Origin of the sequence: Qipengyuania proteolytica, from assembly GCF_019711565.1 — a bacterium.
GTDB classification, from domain to species: domain Bacteria; phylum Pseudomonadota; class Alphaproteobacteria; order Sphingomonadales; family Sphingomonadaceae; genus Qipengyuania; species Qipengyuania proteolytica.
In genome coordinates, this window is record NZ_JAIGNN010000001.1 from 124,001 (window position 1) to 141,180 (window position 17,180).

A 17,180-nucleotide genomic window follows, 5' to 3' on the forward strand; every position below is an offset into this window, starting at 1 on the left:
GCAAGCGGGGATGCGTCAGTCGCCGTAACGGATGTGGACCTTGTGCGCCGCCTCGCGGGCCTTGCGTCGCGCTTCATCGGTATCGCCCGCAGTCGCCAGTGCGACGCCCATGCGGCGATAGGGGCGGCTCGTCGGCTTGCCGAAGATACGGATGTCGGCGCCGTCGGCCATCGCGTCGGCGAGCCCCTCATAGGACAGGCTGGCGCTGTCGCGATCGGCGAGGATCACTGCGCTGGCTGCCGGACGCGCGCGCATATCTGCGGGGATCGGCAGGCCCATTACCGCGCGGGCATGGAGGTCGAACTCGGTGAGGTTCTGGCTCACGAGCGTCACCATGCCGGTATCGTGCGGGCGTGGCGAGACTTCGGAGAAGATCACCTCCTCGCCCTTCACGAAGAACTCGACCCCGAAGAGGCCGTAGCCGCCGAGGTCGTCGACAACCTTCGTCGCCATCTCCTGTGCCTTGGTGATGGCGGCGTCCGACATGGGTGTCGGCTGCCAGCTTTCCTGGTAGTCGCCGCGCTCCTGCCGGTGGCCGATGGGCGGGCAGAAGGTGACGCCGCCTGCATGGCGCACGGTCAGCAGCGTTATCTCGTAGTCGAAATCGACGAATTGCTCGACGATCACCCGCTGCCGGTCGCCGCGCATATTGGCGACGGCATAGTCCCACGCAGCCTCCAGCCCGTCCGCATCGCGCACGGTCGTCTGCCCCTTGCCGCTCGAGGACATGACCGGCTTGATCACGCAGGGAAAGCCGGAGTGCTCGGCTGCCGCGCGAACTTCGTCGAGGTTCTTGGCGTAGCGATAGCGTGACGTGACGAGACCAAGTTCGTTCGCCGCAAGGTCTCGGATCGCGTCCCGGTTCATCGTCATCTGCGTTGCGCGGGCGGAGGGGGCGACGGTGAAGCCTTCCTCCTCCAGCTCGGCCAGCACCTCGGTGCGGATCGCCTCGATCTCGGGCACGATGTAATCGGGGCGGTGCTGCTCGACGACGGCACGCAGCCGCTCGCCATCGAGCATGGAGAAAACTTCGCGGGCATCGGCCAGCTGCATCGCCGGCGCATGGTCATAGGCGTCGCAGGCGATGACACAGGCGCCGAGCCGCTTGGCGGAGATCACGAATTCCCGCCCGAGCTCGCCCGAGCCCAGCAGCAGGATCTTCGCGGTGTGGCTCACGCAGCCTCGTCCGTCGCATCCAGCCCGTAGGCCGTGTGCAGCACGCGCACCGCGAGTTCGGTTTCGTCCTCGTCGATCATGACGCTGATCTTGATCTCGCTGGTCGAGATCGCCTGGATGTTGATCCCGCGATCGGACAGGGCGCGGAACATGGTGCTGGCGACGCCCGCGTGGCTCTTCATGCCGACGCCCACGACGCTGATCTTGGCGATCTTGCTGTCGGTGATGAGGCGGTTGTAGCCGATCTCGTCGCGCTTGTCCTCGAGCAGCGCCTGCGCGCGGGCAAGGTCGGTCTGCGGCACGGTGAAGGTCACGTCGGTCTCGCCCTTGTCGCGGCCGACGTTCTGGATGATCATGTCGACGTTGATCGAGGCGGCGGCGAGCGGCTCGAAGATATGGGCCACCGCGCCGGGCTTGTCGGGCACGCGGGTGAGGATCACCTTGGCCTCGTTCTTGTCATGCGCGATGCCGGTCACGTGCTGGCGTTCCATGTCGCCCTTCTCCACCAGTTCGTTCATTTCATCTTCCGAGACGATCATCGTGCCCGGAAGCTCGTCGGCGGGGATCGCATCCTCGCCGACGAAGCTGGAGAGGACCTGCACCCGCACGCCCTCCTTCATGGCCAAGCCCACCGAGCGCGTCTGGAGCACCTTGGCCCCCACGCTCGCGAGCTCGAGCATTTCCTCGTAGGTCACCGCCTTCTGCTTCTTCGCCTTGGCGACGATGCGCGGATCGGTGGTGTAGACGCCGTCGACGTCGGTATAGATGTCGCAGCGGTCGGCCTTGACCGCCGCCGCCACGGCGACTGCCGAGGTGTCGGAACCGCCGCGGCCGAGCGTGGTCACGCGATTGTCTTCGGAGAGGCCCTGGAAACCGGGGATCACCGCGATCTCGCCGCGTTCCATGCTGGCGATCAGGGCATCGGCATCGATACTCTCGATCCGCGCCTTGGCATGCGCTTCGATCGTGTTGATCGGCAATTGCCAGCCGAGCCAGCTGCGCGCCTTGCAGCCGAGCGATTGCAGCGTCAGCGCGAGGAGACCGCTGGTCACCTGCTCGCCGCTCGCCACCACCACGTCGTATTCGGCCGGGTCGTAGAGCGCGTTCGCTTCGCGGCAGAAATTCACCAGCCGGTCGGTCTCGCCCGCCATCGCGCTGACCACCACCGCGACCTCGTGCCCGCGCGCCTGTTGTTTGCGCACGATATTGGCGACGCGGCGGATGCGTTCGGTCCCCGCCATGGAGGTGCCGCCGAATTTCATCACGATACGAGCCAAGCGAGGAGGTCTCCGTGCTGGAATAGCTGGGATATGGCTGCTAGCCAGAGCGCATGAGCGATGCAACCATGCAGCAGCGTAGCAATACTTCAGGCGGCCAAACGATCCGACCGGAGGAAGCGGCGCATTTCGGCCGGCTGGCGAAGGACTGGTGGGACCCCAAGGGCTCCTCGGCCATGCTCCACCGCCTCAACCCCGTGCGGCTGAAGTTCCTGCGCGAGGCGATCGACCTGCACTGGGCGGGCGATATCGAGGCGCGCCGTCCGCTGGCAGGCAAGAGCGCGCTCGACGTCGGCTGCGGCGCGGGCCTGCTGTGCGAACCGCTGGCGCGGCTGGGTGCGGATGTCACCGGCGTCGATGCCGCGCCCGAGAATGTCGCCGCCGCCGCTGTCCATGCCGAAGGTGCAGGGCTCGATATCCGCTACATGGCGGGCGAGATCGGATCGCTCGACGTCGGCAAATTCAACCTCGTCACCGCGATGGAAGTGATCGAGCATGTCGCGGACAAGCGCGCTTTCCTCGGCGAGCTGGCAGCGCGGCTTGCACCCGGCGGGCTGATGGTCCTTTCCACCCCCAACCGCACCCCGCAATCGCGGCTGGTGATGATCGGAGCGGCGGAAGGGATCGGGCTGATCCCGAAGGGCACGCACCACTGGGACGACTTCGTCACGCCCGAAGAGCTGGGCGAACTGCTGGCGGAGGCCGGGCTCGAGACAGGCGAGCCGACCGGCATCGCCTATCGCCCCGACAAGGGGCTGCATCTGTCGCACGACCTCTCGCTAAACTATCTCGTCTCGGCGCGCCGCGCGGCCTAGTCGTTGGCCTGCATTTCCTCCGGAACGTCGTCGCCGGGCCGGAAATAAAGGTCGGCGCACGCCTCTGCCAGAACGCCGCCGACAAGCTCGAGATCGTCCTTGTAGGCGTCGGCGATGAAATCGAGCGTCGAGAGGTGGCGGTCCTCGAAATACATCTCGTGCACATCGTCGCGCCCGGCGCCATAGACGATGCGGCTCACGCCCGCCCAGATACTGGCGAAGGTGCACATTCCGCAAGGCTGCAGCGTGGAATAGAGTGTCGCGCCTTCGATGCGCATGTCGCCAAAAGCCGCGCCGCCGGCGCGCAAGGTCACGATCTCCGCATGGGCTGTGGCATCGCAGCATTCTGCGGTGTGATTGACCCCGCGCGCGATCTCCTCGCCGTCGAGCACGAGTATGGCCGCGATCGGCGTATTGGCCGGATCGGTGCCCTTCTCCGCGATCGCATGGTCACGGGCGGTGCTCATCCACTCGATGTCGTCGCGCTGCATGAGAAGCCAACGCCGCAACCCCGCATCTTATCCCGACCCCATCGTGTCCCACTGTTATGATGCTCCGGCTGACAGGCGCGCTGGGAGGCGCGTTAACGCGATCTTGACGATCCCGGCCGTATAATCGCGTACCATGTTCAAGAAGCTCCTCATCGCGACCGCCGTGGTGCTCGGCCTGATCTACGGGTCGGGCCACGATATCGCGTCGGTCAAGCGCATGGTGAAAGGCGCCGCGAACGAGAACGCGCGCAGCTTCACCAACGGCTCGAACGACGGCTGGGGTGCCAATAGCGGCTACTGAAGCGCCGCAGCCCACTCCGTCTCATCGAACCCGACCAGCAGGCCGCCCGCATGTTCCACCACGGGCCGCTTGATCATGCTCGGGTTGTCCTGAAGCAGCGCGATGGCTTTCGCGGCATCGATATCCGCCTTCTGCTCGTCGCTGAGCTTGCGGAAGGTCGTGCCGCGACGGTTGAGCACAGTGTCGACGCTCTCCCCCTCGATCCACGCAGCCAGCTTGGCCGGATCGGCGCCTTCCTTCTTGTAGTCGTGGAACGTGTAGCCGATGCCGTGCCTGTCCAGCCACGTCCGCGCCTTCTTGACCGTATCGCAATTGGGAATGCCGTAAAGGTGGATGGCCATGCCGGTTCCTTAGCTTCTGGGTGAGAGATGTGCGTCGGCAATCGCAACCGCGAGCGCATCGGCCGCGTCCGCCCCGGTGATCGGCGCGCCGGGCAGGAGCACCTTGAGCATCGCCTGCACCTGCGCCTTCTCCGCCCCGCCCGTGCCGACGACCGCCTTCTTGACCAGCCGCGCGGCGTGTTCGTTCACCGTCAGTCCCGCCGCCCCGCAGGCCGCCAGCACCGCGCCGCGCGCCTGCGCCAGCTTGAGCGTCGATTGCGGGTTCTTGTTGACGAAGACCTCTTCCGCCGCGGCGCGATCAGGGCGGTGGGTGGCAATTACCTCCGCAAGGGCCGCCTGCAGAGCTGCCAGCCGCTCGGGCATGGACGCCTTCGCATCGGTGGGCACCTGCCCATTGGCGATGTGGGCAATGCGAGAGCCCTCGGCACGGATCACCCCCCAGCCCGTGCAGCTGAGCGAAGGGTCGAGGCCGAGGATGATCACAGGTCGATGCCGATGCGCGAACCCGCCTTCAGCATGCCGGCATAGAGCACGGCGGTCAGCGCGCAGCCGATCGCCAGCGAGAGCCAGAAACTCATGCCCTGGCGCAGCAGGACGGGGATCAGCAGGAACATCGGCAGGCTCGGCAATACGAACCAGAAAGTCGCCTGCGCGTGCTGCGCCATGTTCTCCGCGTCGGGGCGCGCGAACCAGAGGAAGATCATCCCGAGGATCGAGACAAGCGGCAGCGAGGCGATCAGCGCCGCCGCCGCCGGCAAGCGCCGGCCGACTTCCGCAATCGCCGCGATCATGACGCCGGCCAGCAGCGCCTTCGCGACGAAGGCGAACATCAGCCCACCGTCCCGCTTGCCGGGCCGGCCATCAGCCCAGCTTCTCCATGATCTCGTCCGAAATCTCGTAATTGCCCCAGACGGTCTGGACGTCGTCGTCGTCGTCGAGCGCGTCGACGAGCTTGAGCAGCGTGTTGGCCGCGCCTTCGTCCATCTCGACCGTGAGGTTAGGCTTCCAGGCCAGTTTGACCGTCTCCGCCTCGCCGAGCGATTTCTCCAGATCGCCCGCGACCTGGTGCAGGTCTTCGGGGGCGGTCCAGATCGTGTGCCCGTCGGCGGAGCTTTCGATGTCCTGCGCGCCCGCTTCCATCGCGGCCTCGAGGACCTTTTCCTCGTCGCCCACGCTGGCGGGATATTCGATCAGGCCGAGGCGCTCGAACCCGTGGCTGACCGAACCTTCGCTGCCGAGGTTGCCGCCGTTCTTGCTGAAGGCGGTGCGCACATTGGTGGCGGTCCGGTTGCGGTTATCGGTCAACGCTTCGACGATGATCGCGCTGCCGCCCGGGCCATAGCCTTCGTAGCGGACCTCTTCGTAGTTCTCGCCGTCATTGGCGGACGCCTTGTCGATCGCACGCTGGATGTTGTCCTTGGGCATCGACTGCGCCTTGGCGGCGTTGACCGCGAGGCGCAGGCGCGGGTTCATGTCCGGATCGGGCATGCCCATCTTGGCCGCGACGGTGATTTCGCGGGAAAGCTTGGAAAACATCGCGCTCCGCTTCTTGTCCTGCGCACCCTTGCGATGCATGATGTTCTTGAATTTGGAATGGCCTGCCATGGTTTCGCTTTTCGCGTTGCTGCTGGTGGGTACCCACCTCGGTGGAATCAGGGGGCCGCCTTAGCCGCATGGATGCAGTGACGACAAGTGGCGAGAACGCACTCGCGCCCGCCGATACGCTCCGCGGGGAATGGGCGCGTTTCGGAGCCTTCCTGAAATGGCCGAAGCTGCCCGACCGGGCACCCATGCCGCGCGTGTCGAGCCTGGTGGCGGTGATGCGCATGCTGCTGCTGGATTTCACCTTCATGGCGATCCTGCTGGGCATCGCCGGGATCGCCATGGCTGTCGGGACGGAACTGCCGCAAACGGCGCTTTCCGGGATGGAGATGACGCCGCTGATCATCTTCGCTGCGGTCGTCGCCGCGCCCCTGCTGGAAGAGATCGCGTTCAGAGGCTGGCTTTCGGGCCGGCCCGGTCATGTGCTCGGCTGGCTGCTGCTGGGTGGCGCCGTGGTCGGTGTGGGAGTTGCCGGGCTCGCAGGCGGCGCACCGAGCGGCGCTGCAAAGACGGGGATTGCGTTCGCCGGCCTAGGGGTCCTGGTGGCGATCGTCGCCGCGATCCTCGCCATAGTCCTGCTGCGCAAGCGCGACGCGATGCGCTGGTTCCAGCGTATCTTCCCGCTGTTCTTCTGGCTGAGCACGCTCGCCTTTTCGATCGTCCACATCTTCAATTTCCCGCCCGACCAGATGGTCATGGCGCTGCCGCTGGTCCTGCCGCAGTTCGCTACCGGGATGATCCTCGGTTACCTGCGTGTGAACTACGGCTTGTGGGCGAGCATTCTGCTCCACTTCCTGCACAATGCCGCCTTCATCGGCATGGTCGTGCTGGCGAGTGGGGCCGGCAAGGCGGCAAGTTAGGTCAGATCTTCACCGCCGTGCCGCTGGCGCTGACCATCAGCATCGAGCCCGTGTCGCCGATCACCTCGTAATCGAGATCGATCCCGACAACGGCATTGCCGCCGCGCGCACCGCATTCGGCCTGCAGTTCCTGGATCGCCTGTTCGCGCGCTTCGGCAAGGATCCGTTCGTAGCTGCCGGAGCGCCCGCCCACGATATCGCGGATATTGGCGAAGAGATCGCGGAAGATATTGGCGCCGACGATGACCTCGCCCGTCACGATGCCGAGGTATTCCTGGATCGGACTACCCTCGATCGTGGGCGTGGTGGTCACGGTGATCCCACGGGCGTCTTTCCAGTGCGGCGGCATGGCTCGGGCTCCTTCATGGCAAGGTGTATTAGTCATGTAGGGCGCGCGGGCGGGATTTCAACTCGCCCGGCCAAATGGCGAACGAATTTACAAGGATCGCATAATGACCCGGCGGAAACCAATTGGTAACGTTCACCCTCCTAGGAAATCCATGCCGAACGATCGCTGCGCGCCCAGCGCAGATTTTACGATTGGTTAGCCATGCCTTTTCTGACGGTCTTAACCCTGCTCGTCATCCGTTGATTATGTCTGAGCCCCTAGGTGTTTTTCCGCAACCAGGGGAAACACGATGGGACAGTCCTTCCTAAGCCGCCTGTATCGCGACGAGACGGGCAACGTATTGCCGCTCTTCGCGGCCGGCATCCTGCCGCTGATCGCGCTCGTCGGCGGAGCGATGGACATCAGCGTCGCCTATATGGCGCGCTCGAAGCTCCAGAAGGCCTGCGACTCCGCGGCATTGGCCGGACGGCAGGCCATGGACGGGACGAGCTTCAAGGAAGCGCACAAGAAGGAAGCGGAGAAATTCTTCGACTTCAACTACCCCGCCGGCCTCTATCGTGCGGCCAGCCTAAAGTTCAACATCAAGCAGAACGGTGCCGACAACACCGAATTGCTCGCCGATGCGTCGGCGAAGATCCCGACCAGCCTGATGCGGATCTTCGGGTTCACCGAAATCCCGGTCGCCGTCACGTGCAACGCCAAGAAGGACATCGGGCATAACGACATCGTCATGGTGCTCGACGTTACCGGTTCGATGAACGACAGCCCGTCGACCGGCGGCGGCTCCAAGATCGCCGCGTTGCGGGACGGTGCTTCCGGCCTCTATCGCGCGCTCGAGAATGCGGCAGGCTCGACTACGCGCTACGGCATCGTGCCCTATTCGCACACGGTCAACGTGGGCCGTTCGCTCCAGAACCGCGATATCGTCGTCAACCAGCAATATGTCGACGGCAACTGGTACAAGGCCAACAACGGTTATTGGTATTTCAACCACACCGGCCTGCGGACCGTCCATATCAGCAACTCGACCTGGAACGGCTCGAACACGGCGAACGGCAACCGGCAGGGCTTCCGCACCAGCGGCGACGCCTGCATCGAGGAACGCGCCTCGATCGGCTACAGCTCGAACCCGATCCAGTATGCCAACTCGGTGAGCCTTGCGGACGTCAACACCATGGCGGCCAACGGCAACGACAGCGCCCTGCAGTTCGGACGCTACGATCCGGGCGTCCAGCGCGGCCAGAGCCAGAACGGCTGCCCCTCGGAAGCGACCACATTGCGGGAGTATGCCAGCGAGACGAGCTTCAACAACGCCGTCACCGCGGCGACGGCTCGCGTGACGGGCGGCACCTATCACGACATCGGCATGCTCTGGGGCCTGCGCTACATTTCGCGCAACGGCTTTTTCGCCGCCGACAATCCGGACGACCTTGCCGGCATCCCGGTCAACCAGCACATCGTGTTCATGACCGACGGCAAGCTCGATACCGGCGGCACGCTGTACTCGGCCTTCGGCGTCGATAGCTACACCAACCGGATGCAGGGCACGGGCTCGCGAACCGACAAGCACATCTCGCGCTTCAAATCGATCTGCAACCTCGCCAAGTCGATGAAGGTGACCGTCTGGGTGATTGCGCTCGACGTCACCGATACTAGCGAGATCAAGCAGTGCGCCACCAGCGAAACGCACTTCAAGACCAGCGATGGAAGCGATCTCGAGCAGGTCTTCGCCGATATCGGTCGCGGCATCGGCAATCTGAGGCTGACCCAGTGATCGGGCGCCGGCACAGACGCCTAGCCCGCGACGAGCAGGGCGTTACCGCGGTCGAGTTCGGCCTGCTGCTCACGCCCTTCCTCGTCATGCTGATGGGCGGCATGGACCTCGGCCACCAGTTCTACATGCGCGGCGTTGCGCAGGGTGCGCTCGATGACGTCAGCCGCCGGGCCTCGGTGGAAGAACCGAAGTTCGTCGCGTCGGGCAACACGCTCGAGGAGCGGATCGAGAACACGCTCAAGGCGCAGATCGGCAATATCGCGCCCAATGCTACCTACACGATCACGCAGACCAACTTCTTCGACTTCAAGGGCATCGGCAATCCCGAACGGCTCGTCACCGACGTCAACGGCAACGGCAAGTTCGACAATGTCGACAGCGACTGCTGGGAAGACCTCAACGAGAACGGAGTATACGACCTCGATTCCGGGCGCACCGGGGTGGGCGGCGCCAACGACGTCGTCTTCTATTCGGTCAGGGTGCAGCTGCCGCGCCTGTTCCCGACTGCCGAACTGATCGGCTTTTCGCCCAATATCGATTTCACCGTGGAAACTGCGGTGCGCAACCAGCCCTACGCCAACCAGGCGACGCCGCCGGTGCTGTGTGGAGACGGAACATGATCGCAGCCAGCAAGTCGCTGAAACGCCGCCTTGCCGAGGACACCGCAGGCGTCGCCATGGTCGAATTCGCCATGGTCGCGCCGGTCATGGCCATGCTGATCGTCGGCGGGCTGGAGCTTGCCAATTTCGCAGTAACGCACATGCGCGTGAGCGAGATCGCCAATACCGTGTCGGACAATGCCGGACGCGTAACCAACGGCATGGACGAGGCCAATGTCTACGAGATTTTCGCGGGTGCCGGCGTGCTCGGCAAGCCGATCGATTTCGAGGCGAACGGCCGCGTGGTCCTGTCCTCGCTGCAGGACAACGGTCAGAGCGGCAATGCCAAGGGCCAGAAGATCGAATGGCAGCGCTGCTGGGGAGACCAGGCGATCGCGTCCAGCTATGGCACCGAAGGCAAGGGCAAGAACGACAAGTCGCTCGAAGACGGCATGGGCAAGTCCGGCCGCCGGATCAAATCCGAGTACGGCAATGCGGTCATGTTCGCCGAGGTTTCCTACAACTACTCGCCGCTATTCCTGAACGGGTTCATCCAGCCGCAGACCATCCGTTACGAGACCGCGTTCAACGTCCGCGATTCCGAAAACCGGAAAATCTCAAACGCGCAGGGTCTCGCGAAGATGGCCTGCTGAGGGGCGCGCCGGCGCCCCGTCACGCCATGCCGAGCGCGGCCTTGTAGGTGTCGAGGATCGTTTCCTGTTCGCTGCGCTCGTCGGGCTTCATCTTCCGCAAGCGGATGATCTGGCGCATGATCTTGGTATCGTAACCCACCGCCTTGGCCTCGGCATAAACGTCGCGGATGTCGTCGGCGATGCCCTTCTTCTCTTCCTCGAGGCGTTCGATACGCTCGATCAGGAGGCGCAGGCGGTCGTCGGTGGCTTCGGCCATGGGAAATCAGCTCCAATGCTATGAGAATCGCCGCGAAGGCGTGTGGCGGGTGCGATAGCCAGACTGCCGCGCCGGGTGAAGGGCGCGAATCCTATTCCTGTGCGTGACCCTGTGCATTCTTCGCCACGCTCGCCTCCATCCGGGCGAGTTGTTCGGGCGTGGCGGGAGTCTGGCGCGTCGCCTTCCATTCTTCCTGCGGCATGCCGTGGATCAGTTCGCGCGCCGCGGCCTTGTCGCCTTCGTAGCCGGCATCGCGGATCCAGTCGGCCAGGCAATTGCGGCAAAAGCCGGCCAGCCCCATCAGCTCGATGTTCTGCGCATCGTGGCGATGGCGCAGGTGGCGGACCAGCCGGCGAAAGGCCTGTGCGGCGACTGCATCGTCGAGCTCCTCGAGCGGGTCTGTATTCGTATCCATGGCACACTTGTCCTTGAGTTGCGCCAAGCCTGTGCCATAGCGATCAGCCATGGCAAAGCCCCCTGCTCCCAAGCTCGATCCGCGCGGCCGCAAGGTCAAGATCCTCGCCACCGTCGGTCCCGCCAGCCGCTCGCCCGAAATGCTCGCCCGCCTGTTCAAGGCCGGCGTCGATGCCTTCCGCGTCAACATGAGCCATGGCGAGCATGCCGACCACGCGGAGACGATCAAGTCGATCCGCGATCTCGAGAAGCAGTTCATGCGCCCGATCGCCATCCTCGCGGACCTGCAGGGGCCGAAGCTGCGTGTCGGCAAGTTCAGGGACGGGCAGGCGGTGATCCGCCATTCGGGCCACTTCACGCTCGACCGCGACCCAACGCCTGGCGACGAGACGCGGGTCGAACTGCCCCATCCCGAACTCTTCGGCCTGCTCGAAAAGGGCCAGCGCCTGCTCATCAACGATGGCAAGATCCGCCTCAGGGTGATCAGCGCGGACGCTGACAAGATCCACTGCTCGGCAGAGGTCGGCGGGGTCATTTCGGATCGCAAGGGCGTGAACGTGCCCGATGCCGAAGTGCCGATCCCCGCACTGACCGAAAAGGACCGCCGGGACCTCGCCTTCGCGATCCAGCAAGGCGTCGACTGGATTGGCCTCAGTTTCGTCCAGCGCCCCGAAGACCTTGCCGAAGCGCGCAAGCTCATGGGCGGCTACGGCGCGCTGTGCGCCAAGATCGAAAAGCCCATGGCGGTGCGGCGCTTGAGCGAAATCATCGAGATGAGCGACGGGATCATGGTCGCGCGCGGCGACCTCGGCGTCGAGCTCGAGCCGCAGGAAGTCCCGCCGCTGCAGAAGAAGATCGTCAACGAGACGCGCCTGCGCGGCAAGCCCGTGATCGTGGCGACACAGATGCTCGAGAGCATGATCGAAAGCCCCGCCCCGACCCGCGCCGAAGTCTCCGACGTGGCGAATGCGGTCTATGACGGCGCCGATGCGGTGATGCTGAGCGCGGAAACCGCCGCGGGCGACTGGCCCGAGGAAGCGGTCACCATCATGCACAAGATCGCCCGCCAGGTGGAGCGCGACGAAAGCTATCTCGAGCGTGTGCGGCTGCTCGACACCCCGCCCGACGCCACCACCGCCGACGCGCTGGCGCATGCCTGCATGACCGTGGCGGATACCGTGTCGATCAGCGCAATCACCGTCTTCACCGGTTCGGGCAGCACCGCCCGCCGCGTGGCGCGCGAACGGCCCAGCGTGCCGATGCTGGTGCTCACCCCCAGCATGAAGACCGCGCGCCGCCTGGGCCTGCTATGGGGCGCCCATGCCGTCGCCACCAAGGACATCGGCAGCTTCGAGGAGATGATCGCCAAGGGCAAGCGCATGGCGCTGCGCCACGGCTTCGGCGAAGCGGGGAGCAAGCTGATCGCGCTCGCCGGCGTGCCCTTCGGAACACCGGGTTCGACCAACCTCATGCATGTCGTCACCGTCAGCGGCGACGAGCTGCAAAAGCACGGGGGCTAGCCCGGCACGCCGATAAGCCGGCCACCCATCCTTAGCCACCATTCGCTGTCCCACAGCAAGTGGACCACGATCGCCGAGGGCACCATCACGGCCGCATATATCCAGTAGGCCCGGTGGATGGTCTTCTGGCGATAGAGGTCCCAGACCAGCATCGGTGCGAGCGCGATCAGCGGCCAGAGGTCCATCGTCAGCGGCGAGTCCGGCAAGGAGTGCGGCAGGAAAGTCATCCGGTCGAACGCGGCGGGCAGAGGAGCGATGGTCGCGAGGACGATGAGCCGTTTGTGCAGCTGGGAGTCGGTTTTCCGGCTCCTGAGCGCAATCGCCACGAGCAGCAGGAAGCACACCGCGATGCGCAGCTGCGCCAGCGCGATGTTGGTCATGAAGTGCATGAAGCCGGCCACCTGCTCCTGCACCTCGGGAGGCGCCCCGGCGGAAAACTCGGTCATCACGCGGATGTTGGTTGGCACCAGCACCAGTCCCGCCAGGACCAGCGCCGGGGCCAGCAGCGCCCCCGCAACGCCGAGCTGCATGTGCATGGATTTGCGTCCGGTCGCCATGAGTGTCGTCTGCGCCAGCAGGAGCAGCAGCCAGCATCCCATGAGCACAGCATGCACGTGCATCGCCACCGGAAACGCGGGGCGCTGCCCCTCGCGCACCGCATCGATTTTCGCCAGCGAGTCGGGCACGAACCCGACGAGCACGATGGCGATCAGGAAGACCGCCATGAAAACATAGATCCAACGATCGATGATGGCGGTAATGTTGCTGCCTGCATCGGCTTTGCCGGTCCGCAGCATATGTTCGGCGTGGGTCGCCATGGCCCCCTCCCTTGAGAACCGCGACCCGCCGGTCGATATTACGCGATATTCGACCGGAAAGGTAGCCTATCGGTATCGGCCCGATCAGGCCGATGCCGCCAAAAGCCGCCGCCGCGCCGCCTCTTCCCCGATCAGCGGCAACAGCTCGCCCATATCGGGGCCATGGTCCATGCCCGTCAACGCCTGCCGCAGCGGCAGGAAGAGCGGCTTGCCCTTGCGGCCCGTACTGGTTTTCAGCGCACTGGTCAGCGCATGCCAGGGATCGTTGTCCCATGCGAGCAGGCGCGCCGCTTCGGCGAGATAGGCGCGGTCCTCGTCCGAAAACGCGGGCTGGTCGATCGGACCGGTCACGAGCCGCCACCAGTCACCGGCCTCGCTTATGTGGCCGAGGTTCGGGCGGATCGCGTGCCAGCCGGCCTCGTCCATGCCTTCGGGCAGCCGGTCGGCGACTTCGGCGAACTCCATCTGGTGGACCAGCGCGGCGTTGATCCGTTCGAGCTCGGCATCGTCGAATTTCGCCGGGGCACGCCCGAAGGTCGAGAGGTCGAAGGTCTCGATCAGCACGGCCCGGTCGGCAATGGGTTCGACCGGCTGCGAGGTGCCGAGCCGGGCCAGCAGCGCGATCAGCGCTTGCGGCTCGATGCCCTGTTCGCGGAACGCGTCGCAGCCCAGCGACCCGAGCCGCTTCGACAGCTTGCCCTCGCGCCCTACCAGCAGCGCCTCATGCGCGAAGGACGGCATTCTTGCTGCGGGATATTGCGCAGCAATCAGCGCGGTAAACATCTGGATCTGCACTGCCGTGTTGCTGACGTGGTCCTCGCCGCGCAGCACGTCGGTCACGCCCATGTCGAGATCGTCGACCGCGCTCGGCAGCATGTAGAGCCAGCTGCCGTCGGCGCGGCGGATCACCGGGTCGGAAAGCTGCGAGGGATCGAATTTCTGCGTCCCGCGCACCCCGTCGTTCCATGCGATCGGTTCATCATGGTCGAGCTTGAAACGCCAGTGCGGCGCCACTCCCTCGGCCTCCTTCGCCGCGCGCTCTGCATCGGTCAGCGAAAGCGCCGCGCGGTCGTAGATCGGCGGCAAGCCGCGCCCGAGCCGGATCTTGCGCTTGAGTTCGAGTTCCTGCGCGGTCTCGTAGGCCGGATAAACCCGCCCCGCAGCCTTCAGCGCTGCGAACGCCGCTTCGTAAAGCTCCAGCCGCTGCGATTGCCGTTCCTCGCCATCGGGCTGCAGGCCGAGCCAGGCCAGATCCGCGCGGATCGCCTCGACATATTCTTCGCGGCTGCGCTCGGCATCGGTGTCGTCGATCCGCAGAAGGAAGCGACCGCCCTGCTTCTTCGCCAGCATCCAGTTGTGGAGCGCGGTGCGGATATTGCCGACATGGAGCCGCCCGGTGGGCGAGGGCGCGAAACGGGTGGTGGTGGTCATGCGCGAGCCGATAGCCGAGCGCGCGCCTGAATGCGAGCGGTCAGGCGACCTCGCCGTCGCGGCGCCTGAGCGCGGCCTCGCGGGCCTTGCGATAGTCGAGCACGTCGGGACCGTGATCGATCATCGCGGCCTCCGCTGCTTCGGGTGTGGCGAAGGTTTCGGCCGGGGCAGGCTCGCAGATCAGGAAGCCCTGCGCCTCGTTGCAACCGAGCTTGCGCAGAAGGTCGAGCTGGCGGCGCGTCTCGATGCCCTCGGCCGTGGTCTGCATGCCGAGCGCGTCGGCCAGCCGGGTGATGCTCGACACGATCGCCTGGCTGTCGGTATCCTCGACGATGTGCTCGACGAACTTGCGGTCGATCTTGATGCGATCGAACGGGAAGCGCCGCAGATAGCTGAGCGAGCTGTAACCGGTGCCGAAATCGTCGAGCGCGATCCGGGTGCCGAGTTCGCGCAGTCGGTCGAGGGCCGCCGGGACGACGTCGCCTTCCTGCATCAGCACGTGCTCGGTTATCTCGAACTCGACCCGCTCGGCGGGCATGCCGCTCGCATGGATTGCCTGTGCGACCAGCGACACGAGGTACGGGCTGCGCACCTGCGTCGGCGAGAGGTTGATCGCGATGCGGAAATCGCCCGCCCACCCGGCGGTTTCGGCGAGCGCCTGGCGGATGACCCATTCGCCGATCGGGACGATGAGGCCGGTTTCCTCCGCAATCGGCAGGAAGTCCGCCGGGGGGATGAGGCCGCGCCGCGGATGGTGCCAGCGCAGCAGCGCCTCGTAACCCGTCGTTGCGCCGCTATCGAGGTCGATGACCGGCTGGTAGTGGACGCGCAGTTCGCTGCGGGCGACCGCATCGCGCAAATCGGTCTCGAGATCGCGACGCTCGCGCGCTTCTCGGTCGAGCGCAGGCTCGAAGATCGCAAGCGTATCGCGGCCTTTCCGCTTGGCGGCAAACAACGCGAGATCGGCGCGGCGCATCAGTTCCTGCGCATCGCATTCGCCCTCGCTGCAGCGCGCCACGCCGACGCTGGTGGAGACCCGGTAAAGCTGGCCGTCGATCTCGACCGGTTCGCGCACCGCGGACAGGAAACGGTGCGCGCGCTCGATCAACATGCCGACGCCGGCGCGGGTCTCGATCAGGATCGCGAATTCGTCGCCGCCGAGGCGCGCGACGAGATCTTCGGGGCGCACTTCCTGCTCGAGCCGGTTGGCGACTTCCCGCAGCAGCCGGTCGCCCACCAGGTGCCCGCGGGTATCGTTGACCGCCTTGAAATCGTCGAGATCGAGGTAGAACAGCGCAAGATTGCTGCCCCGTGCGCCGCGCGCGGTGAGCGCGGTCGCGAGGCGGTCGTTGAAGAGGTAGCGGTTGGCGAGCCCGGTCAGGCTGTCGAAATGCGCCATGAAGGCAACCCGCTCTTCGCTCAGGCGGTCATCGGTCACGTCGCGGGCGACGCCGCTGATCCGGCCGTCGCTGCGCGGATGCGCGGTCAGCCGCCAGTAACGCGTCTCGCCTTCGATGCGCAGCCTGACCAGGAGATCGCGGAAAGGGGTGAGTTCGGCGAGATGGCGCTCGAGCGCCGCATAGTCGTCACCCGGCTCGAACAGGGAGAGCAGCGAACGGCCTTCGAGACTATCCACATCGGTGCCCAGCGCCGCCGCGAAGCGCGGCACGACGTCGCGCAAATTGCCCTGCGGTCCGGTGCACCAGAGCCAGTCGGTCGAATGCTCCTCGTAATCGTGGAGCAGCATGGCGACCGTTTCCGCCGCCTCGCGGCTCTCGATCTCGGCGGCGATGCCAGACACGAACTGGCGGTCATTGCGTCCGACCGCAGCCCACAGGGTCACGGCGTAGATGACTATCAGGGCAAGCATCGGCCAGGCCGCCGTTCCGCCGACGAGAATCACGGCAGCGGCGAGCCCCGCGGCCATCGTGGCGATGTGGAAATAGCCCGCAGCCGGGATCGTCCGGTGGATCAGGAGCACGCCTGCAAACATGGCCGCGCCCACTGCCGACAGCGCGGGCAAGGCCCACGCCTCCCCGACCAGGGCGAGGAGGGGGAAGATCGCGCTCCACACGAGGCTGACCGCCATGATCACGCCGGTGACCATGCTCAGCCTTTGCCGCAGGTAGTCTTCCACCGTCACCTCGACATTGGTGATCCGCAACAGGACCAGGCGCGCAACCAGCAGGCAGGCGAGTGCCGCGGCCCAGCCGAACACCAGCGGATGGCCGAGCGCGTGGCGGAAAATCCCAAGCAGGACCATCGCCGAGGCGAAGCTGGACAGCACGGCAAAGGGGGCCCCCGCCGACACGGCCTTGAGCCTGCGGGAGAGTATCTGGAGACGTAACTCGTCGTTCTGCGATACCGTGTCGAACATTGCCCCTCGAGCGGCGAGTATAGCGGCGACGCGTTAAAGAATAAATATGTCTTGCACCGCCGGGTTCGCGCAATGGATTTGCGGCTCGATTTAGGTGGCGCCGGAAACGAAAAGGCCCCGCGGATC

Annotated in this window: 20 protein-coding genes; 7 read left to right on the top strand and 13 right to left on the bottom strand. The window is 65.4% G+C overall.

What is annotated here, in order from left to right; all coding sequences use genetic code 11:
- Positions 1 to 15 precede the first annotated feature (15 nt).
- Positions 16 to 1,176 (bottom strand): formate-dependent phosphoribosylglycinamide formyltransferase, encoded by a 1,161-nt coding sequence (gene purT / locus K3172_RS00520; RefSeq protein WP_221586536.1) that lies wholly within the window; start codon positions 1,174 to 1,176, stop codon positions 16 to 18.
- Positions 1,173 to 2,453, bottom strand: a complete 1,281-nt coding sequence (locus K3172_RS00525; RefSeq protein ID WP_425594688.1) for an aspartate kinase — start codon at positions 2,451 to 2,453, stop codon at positions 1,173 to 1,175. The genes purT and K3172_RS00525 overlap by 4 nt, the downstream gene beginning before the upstream one ends.
- Before the next feature lie 53 nt (positions 2,454 to 2,506).
- Between K3172_RS00525 and ubiG the strand changes: the two genes are divergently transcribed.
- Positions 2,507 to 3,268 carry a bifunctional 2-polyprenyl-6-hydroxyphenol methylase/3-demethylubiquinol 3-O-methyltransferase UbiG gene (gene ubiG / locus K3172_RS00530; RefSeq protein WP_221586537.1) on the top strand — a complete coding sequence of 254 codons (762 nt, stop codon included), beginning with the start codon at positions 2,507 to 2,509 and terminating at the stop codon, positions 3,266 to 3,268.
- Here the strand turns inward: ubiG and K3172_RS00535 are convergent.
- Entirely contained in the window at positions 3,265 to 3,759 is a 495-nt protein-coding gene (locus K3172_RS00535) for a nucleoside deaminase (RefSeq protein ID WP_221586538.1), read from the bottom strand. The genes ubiG and K3172_RS00535 overlap by 4 nt on opposite strands.
- Positions 3,760 to 3,892: 133 nt before the next feature.
- On the opposite strand from K3172_RS00535, the gene K3172_RS00540 reads away from it, so the two are divergent.
- Positions 3,893 to 4,060, top strand: a complete 168-nt coding sequence (locus K3172_RS00540) for a hypothetical protein (RefSeq protein ID WP_221586539.1) — start codon at positions 3,893 to 3,895, stop codon at positions 4,058 to 4,060.
- On the opposite strand, the gene K3172_RS00545 is transcribed toward K3172_RS00540, so the two are convergent.
- The 4 genes from K3172_RS00545 to K3172_RS00560 are packed head-to-tail and all read right to left on the bottom strand — an operon-like array spanning position 4,054 to position 6,006.
- A complete protein-coding gene (locus tag K3172_RS00545) occupies positions 4,054 to 4,401 on the bottom strand; it encodes an arsenate reductase (protein ID WP_221586540.1) in 348 nt (115 codons plus the stop codon). The two genes, K3172_RS00540 and K3172_RS00545, sit on opposite strands and share 7 nt — an antisense overlap.
- A gap of 9 nt (positions 4,402 to 4,410) precedes the next feature.
- Positions 4,411 to 4,884, bottom strand: coding sequence for a crossover junction endodeoxyribonuclease RuvC (gene ruvC / locus K3172_RS00550; RefSeq protein ID WP_221586541.1), 474 nt, complete (start codon positions 4,882 to 4,884; stop codon positions 4,411 to 4,413).
- Entirely contained in the window at positions 4,881 to 5,231 is a 351-nt protein-coding gene (locus K3172_RS00555; protein WP_221586542.1) for a DUF3147 family protein, read from the bottom strand. The genes ruvC and K3172_RS00555 overlap by 4 nt, the downstream gene beginning before the upstream one ends.
- A 31-nt stretch (positions 5,232 to 5,262) precedes the next feature.
- Positions 5,263 to 6,006 carry a YebC/PmpR family DNA-binding transcriptional regulator gene (locus tag K3172_RS00560; protein ID WP_221586543.1) on the bottom strand — a complete coding sequence of 248 codons (744 nt, stop codon included), beginning with the start codon at positions 6,004 to 6,006 and terminating at the stop codon, positions 5,263 to 5,265.
- 68 nt (positions 6,007 to 6,074) lie between these two features.
- Between K3172_RS00560 and K3172_RS00565 the strand changes: the two genes are divergently transcribed.
- The gene (locus tag K3172_RS00565; protein ID WP_221586544.1) at positions 6,075 to 6,863 is read left to right on the top strand and encodes a CPBP family glutamic-type intramembrane protease; all 789 of its coding nucleotides are present in this window, start codon (positions 6,075 to 6,077) and stop codon (positions 6,861 to 6,863) included.
- 1 nt (position 6,864) lies between these two features.
- On the opposite strand, the gene K3172_RS00570 is transcribed toward K3172_RS00565, so the two are convergent.
- Positions 6,865 to 7,212, bottom strand: a complete 348-nt coding sequence (locus K3172_RS00570) for a heavy metal-binding domain-containing protein (RefSeq protein ID WP_247717882.1) — start codon at positions 7,210 to 7,212, stop codon at positions 6,865 to 6,867.
- 289 nt (positions 7,213 to 7,501) lie between these two features.
- Here K3172_RS00570 and K3172_RS00575 point away from each other — a divergent pair, with 289 nt between their 5' ends.
- Genes K3172_RS00575 through K3172_RS00585 form a run of 3 tightly spaced genes read left to right on the top strand, consistent with a single transcriptional unit; the run spans position 7,502 to position 10,238 of the window.
- Complete coding sequence (locus tag K3172_RS00575; RefSeq protein WP_221586545.1) at positions 7,502 to 8,986, top strand: TadE/TadG family type IV pilus assembly protein; 1,485 nt, start codon at positions 7,502 to 7,504, stop codon at positions 8,984 to 8,986.
- Entirely contained in the window at positions 8,983 to 9,606 is a 624-nt protein-coding gene (locus K3172_RS00580) for a TadE/TadG family type IV pilus assembly protein (RefSeq protein ID WP_221586546.1), read from the top strand. Before K3172_RS00575 ends, K3172_RS00580 begins: the two co-directional genes overlap by 4 nt.
- A complete protein-coding gene (locus K3172_RS00585; protein ID WP_221586547.1) occupies positions 9,603 to 10,238 on the top strand; it encodes a TadE/TadG family type IV pilus assembly protein in 636 nt (211 codons plus the stop codon). Before K3172_RS00580 ends, K3172_RS00585 begins: the two co-directional genes overlap by 4 nt.
- Before the next feature lie 19 nt (positions 10,239 to 10,257).
- On the opposite strand, the gene K3172_RS00590 is transcribed toward K3172_RS00585, so the two are convergent.
- The gene (locus K3172_RS00590; protein ID WP_221586548.1) at positions 10,258 to 10,494 is read right to left on the bottom strand and encodes a DUF2312 domain-containing protein; all 237 of its coding nucleotides are present in this window, start codon (positions 10,492 to 10,494) and stop codon (positions 10,258 to 10,260) included.
- A 91-nt stretch (positions 10,495 to 10,585) separates the two neighbouring features.
- Positions 10,586 to 10,909, bottom strand: a complete 324-nt coding sequence (locus K3172_RS00595) for a DUF1244 domain-containing protein (protein ID WP_221586549.1) — start codon at positions 10,907 to 10,909, stop codon at positions 10,586 to 10,588.
- 49 nt (positions 10,910 to 10,958) lie between these two features.
- On the opposite strand from K3172_RS00595, the gene pyk reads away from it, so the two are divergent.
- A complete protein-coding gene (gene pyk, locus K3172_RS00600; protein WP_221586550.1) occupies positions 10,959 to 12,428 on the top strand; it encodes a pyruvate kinase in 1,470 nt (489 codons plus the stop codon).
- On the opposite strand, the gene K3172_RS00605 is transcribed toward pyk, so the two are convergent.
- The 3 genes from K3172_RS00605 to K3172_RS00615 all read right to left on the bottom strand — a co-directional run bounded on the left by K3172_RS00605 (position 12,425) and on the right by K3172_RS00615 (position 17,054).
- On the bottom strand, positions 12,425 to 13,246 hold the full coding sequence (locus K3172_RS00605; RefSeq protein ID WP_221586551.1) for a hypothetical protein: 822 nt from the start codon (positions 13,244 to 13,246) through the stop codon (positions 12,425 to 12,427). The two genes, pyk and K3172_RS00605, sit on opposite strands and share 4 nt — an antisense overlap.
- Positions 13,247 to 13,330: 84 nt before the next feature.
- Positions 13,331 to 14,677: a glutamate--tRNA ligase gene (gene gltX / locus K3172_RS00610; protein WP_221586552.1), complete on the bottom strand. Its 1,347-nt coding sequence runs from the start codon at positions 14,675 to 14,677 to the stop codon at positions 13,331 to 13,333.
- Between the two features lie 40 nt (positions 14,678 to 14,717).
- On the bottom strand, positions 14,718 to 17,054 hold the full coding sequence (locus K3172_RS00615; RefSeq protein ID WP_221586553.1) for a putative bifunctional diguanylate cyclase/phosphodiesterase: 2,337 nt from the start codon (positions 17,052 to 17,054) through the stop codon (positions 14,718 to 14,720).
- Positions 17,055 to 17,180 lie beyond the last annotated feature (126 nt).

What these genes read in the sequence shown, in the direction of transcription:
- ubiG (WP_221586537.1), top strand. Translation starts at nt 2,507, where the DNA reads ATGAGCGATGCAACCATGCAGCAGCGTAGCAATACTTCAGGCGGCCAA.
- K3172_RS00535 (WP_221586538.1), bottom strand. Translation starts at nt 3,759, where the DNA reads ATGCAGCGCGACGACATCGAGTGGATGAGCACCGCCCGTGACCATGCG.
- K3172_RS00540 (WP_221586539.1), top strand. Translation starts at nt 3,893, where the DNA reads ATGTTCAAGAAGCTCCTCATCGCGACCGCCGTGGTGCTCGGCCTGATC.
- K3172_RS00545 (WP_221586540.1), bottom strand. Translation starts at nt 4,401, where the DNA reads ATGGCCATCCACCTTTACGGCATTCCCAATTGCGATACGGTCAAGAAG.
- K3172_RS00555 (WP_221586542.1), bottom strand. Translation starts at nt 5,231, where the DNA reads ATGTTCGCCTTCGTCGCGAAGGCGCTGCTGGCCGGCGTCATGATCGCG.
- K3172_RS00560 (WP_221586543.1), bottom strand. Translation starts at nt 6,006, where the DNA reads ATGGCAGGCCATTCCAAATTCAAGAACATCATGCATCGCAAGGGTGCG.
- K3172_RS00565 (WP_221586544.1), top strand. Translation starts at nt 6,075, where the DNA reads ATGGATGCAGTGACGACAAGTGGCGAGAACGCACTCGCGCCCGCCGAT.
- K3172_RS00570 (WP_247717882.1), bottom strand. Translation starts at nt 7,212, where the DNA reads ATGCCGCCGCACTGGAAAGACGCCCGTGGGATCACCGTGACCACCACG.
- K3172_RS00575 (WP_221586545.1), top strand. Translation starts at nt 7,502, where the DNA reads ATGGGACAGTCCTTCCTAAGCCGCCTGTATCGCGACGAGACGGGCAAC.
- K3172_RS00585 (WP_221586547.1), top strand. Translation starts at nt 9,603, where the DNA reads ATGATCGCAGCCAGCAAGTCGCTGAAACGCCGCCTTGCCGAGGACACC.
- K3172_RS00590 (WP_221586548.1), bottom strand. Translation starts at nt 10,494, where the DNA reads ATGGCCGAAGCCACCGACGACCGCCTGCGCCTCCTGATCGAGCGTATC.
- K3172_RS00595 (WP_221586549.1), bottom strand. Translation starts at nt 10,909, where the DNA reads ATGGATACGAATACAGACCCGCTCGAGGAGCTCGACGATGCAGTCGCC.
- pyk (WP_221586550.1), top strand. Translation starts at nt 10,959, where the DNA reads ATGGCAAAGCCCCCTGCTCCCAAGCTCGATCCGCGCGGCCGCAAGGTC.
- K3172_RS00605 (WP_221586551.1), bottom strand. Translation starts at nt 13,246, where the DNA reads ATGGCGACCCACGCCGAACATATGCTGCGGACCGGCAAAGCCGATGCA.
- gltX (WP_221586552.1), bottom strand. Translation starts at nt 14,677, where the DNA reads ATGACCACCACCACCCGTTTCGCGCCCTCGCCCACCGGGCGGCTCCAT.
- K3172_RS00615 (WP_221586553.1), bottom strand. Translation starts at nt 17,054, where the DNA reads ATGTTCGACACGGTATCGCAGAACGACGAGTTACGTCTCCAGATACTC.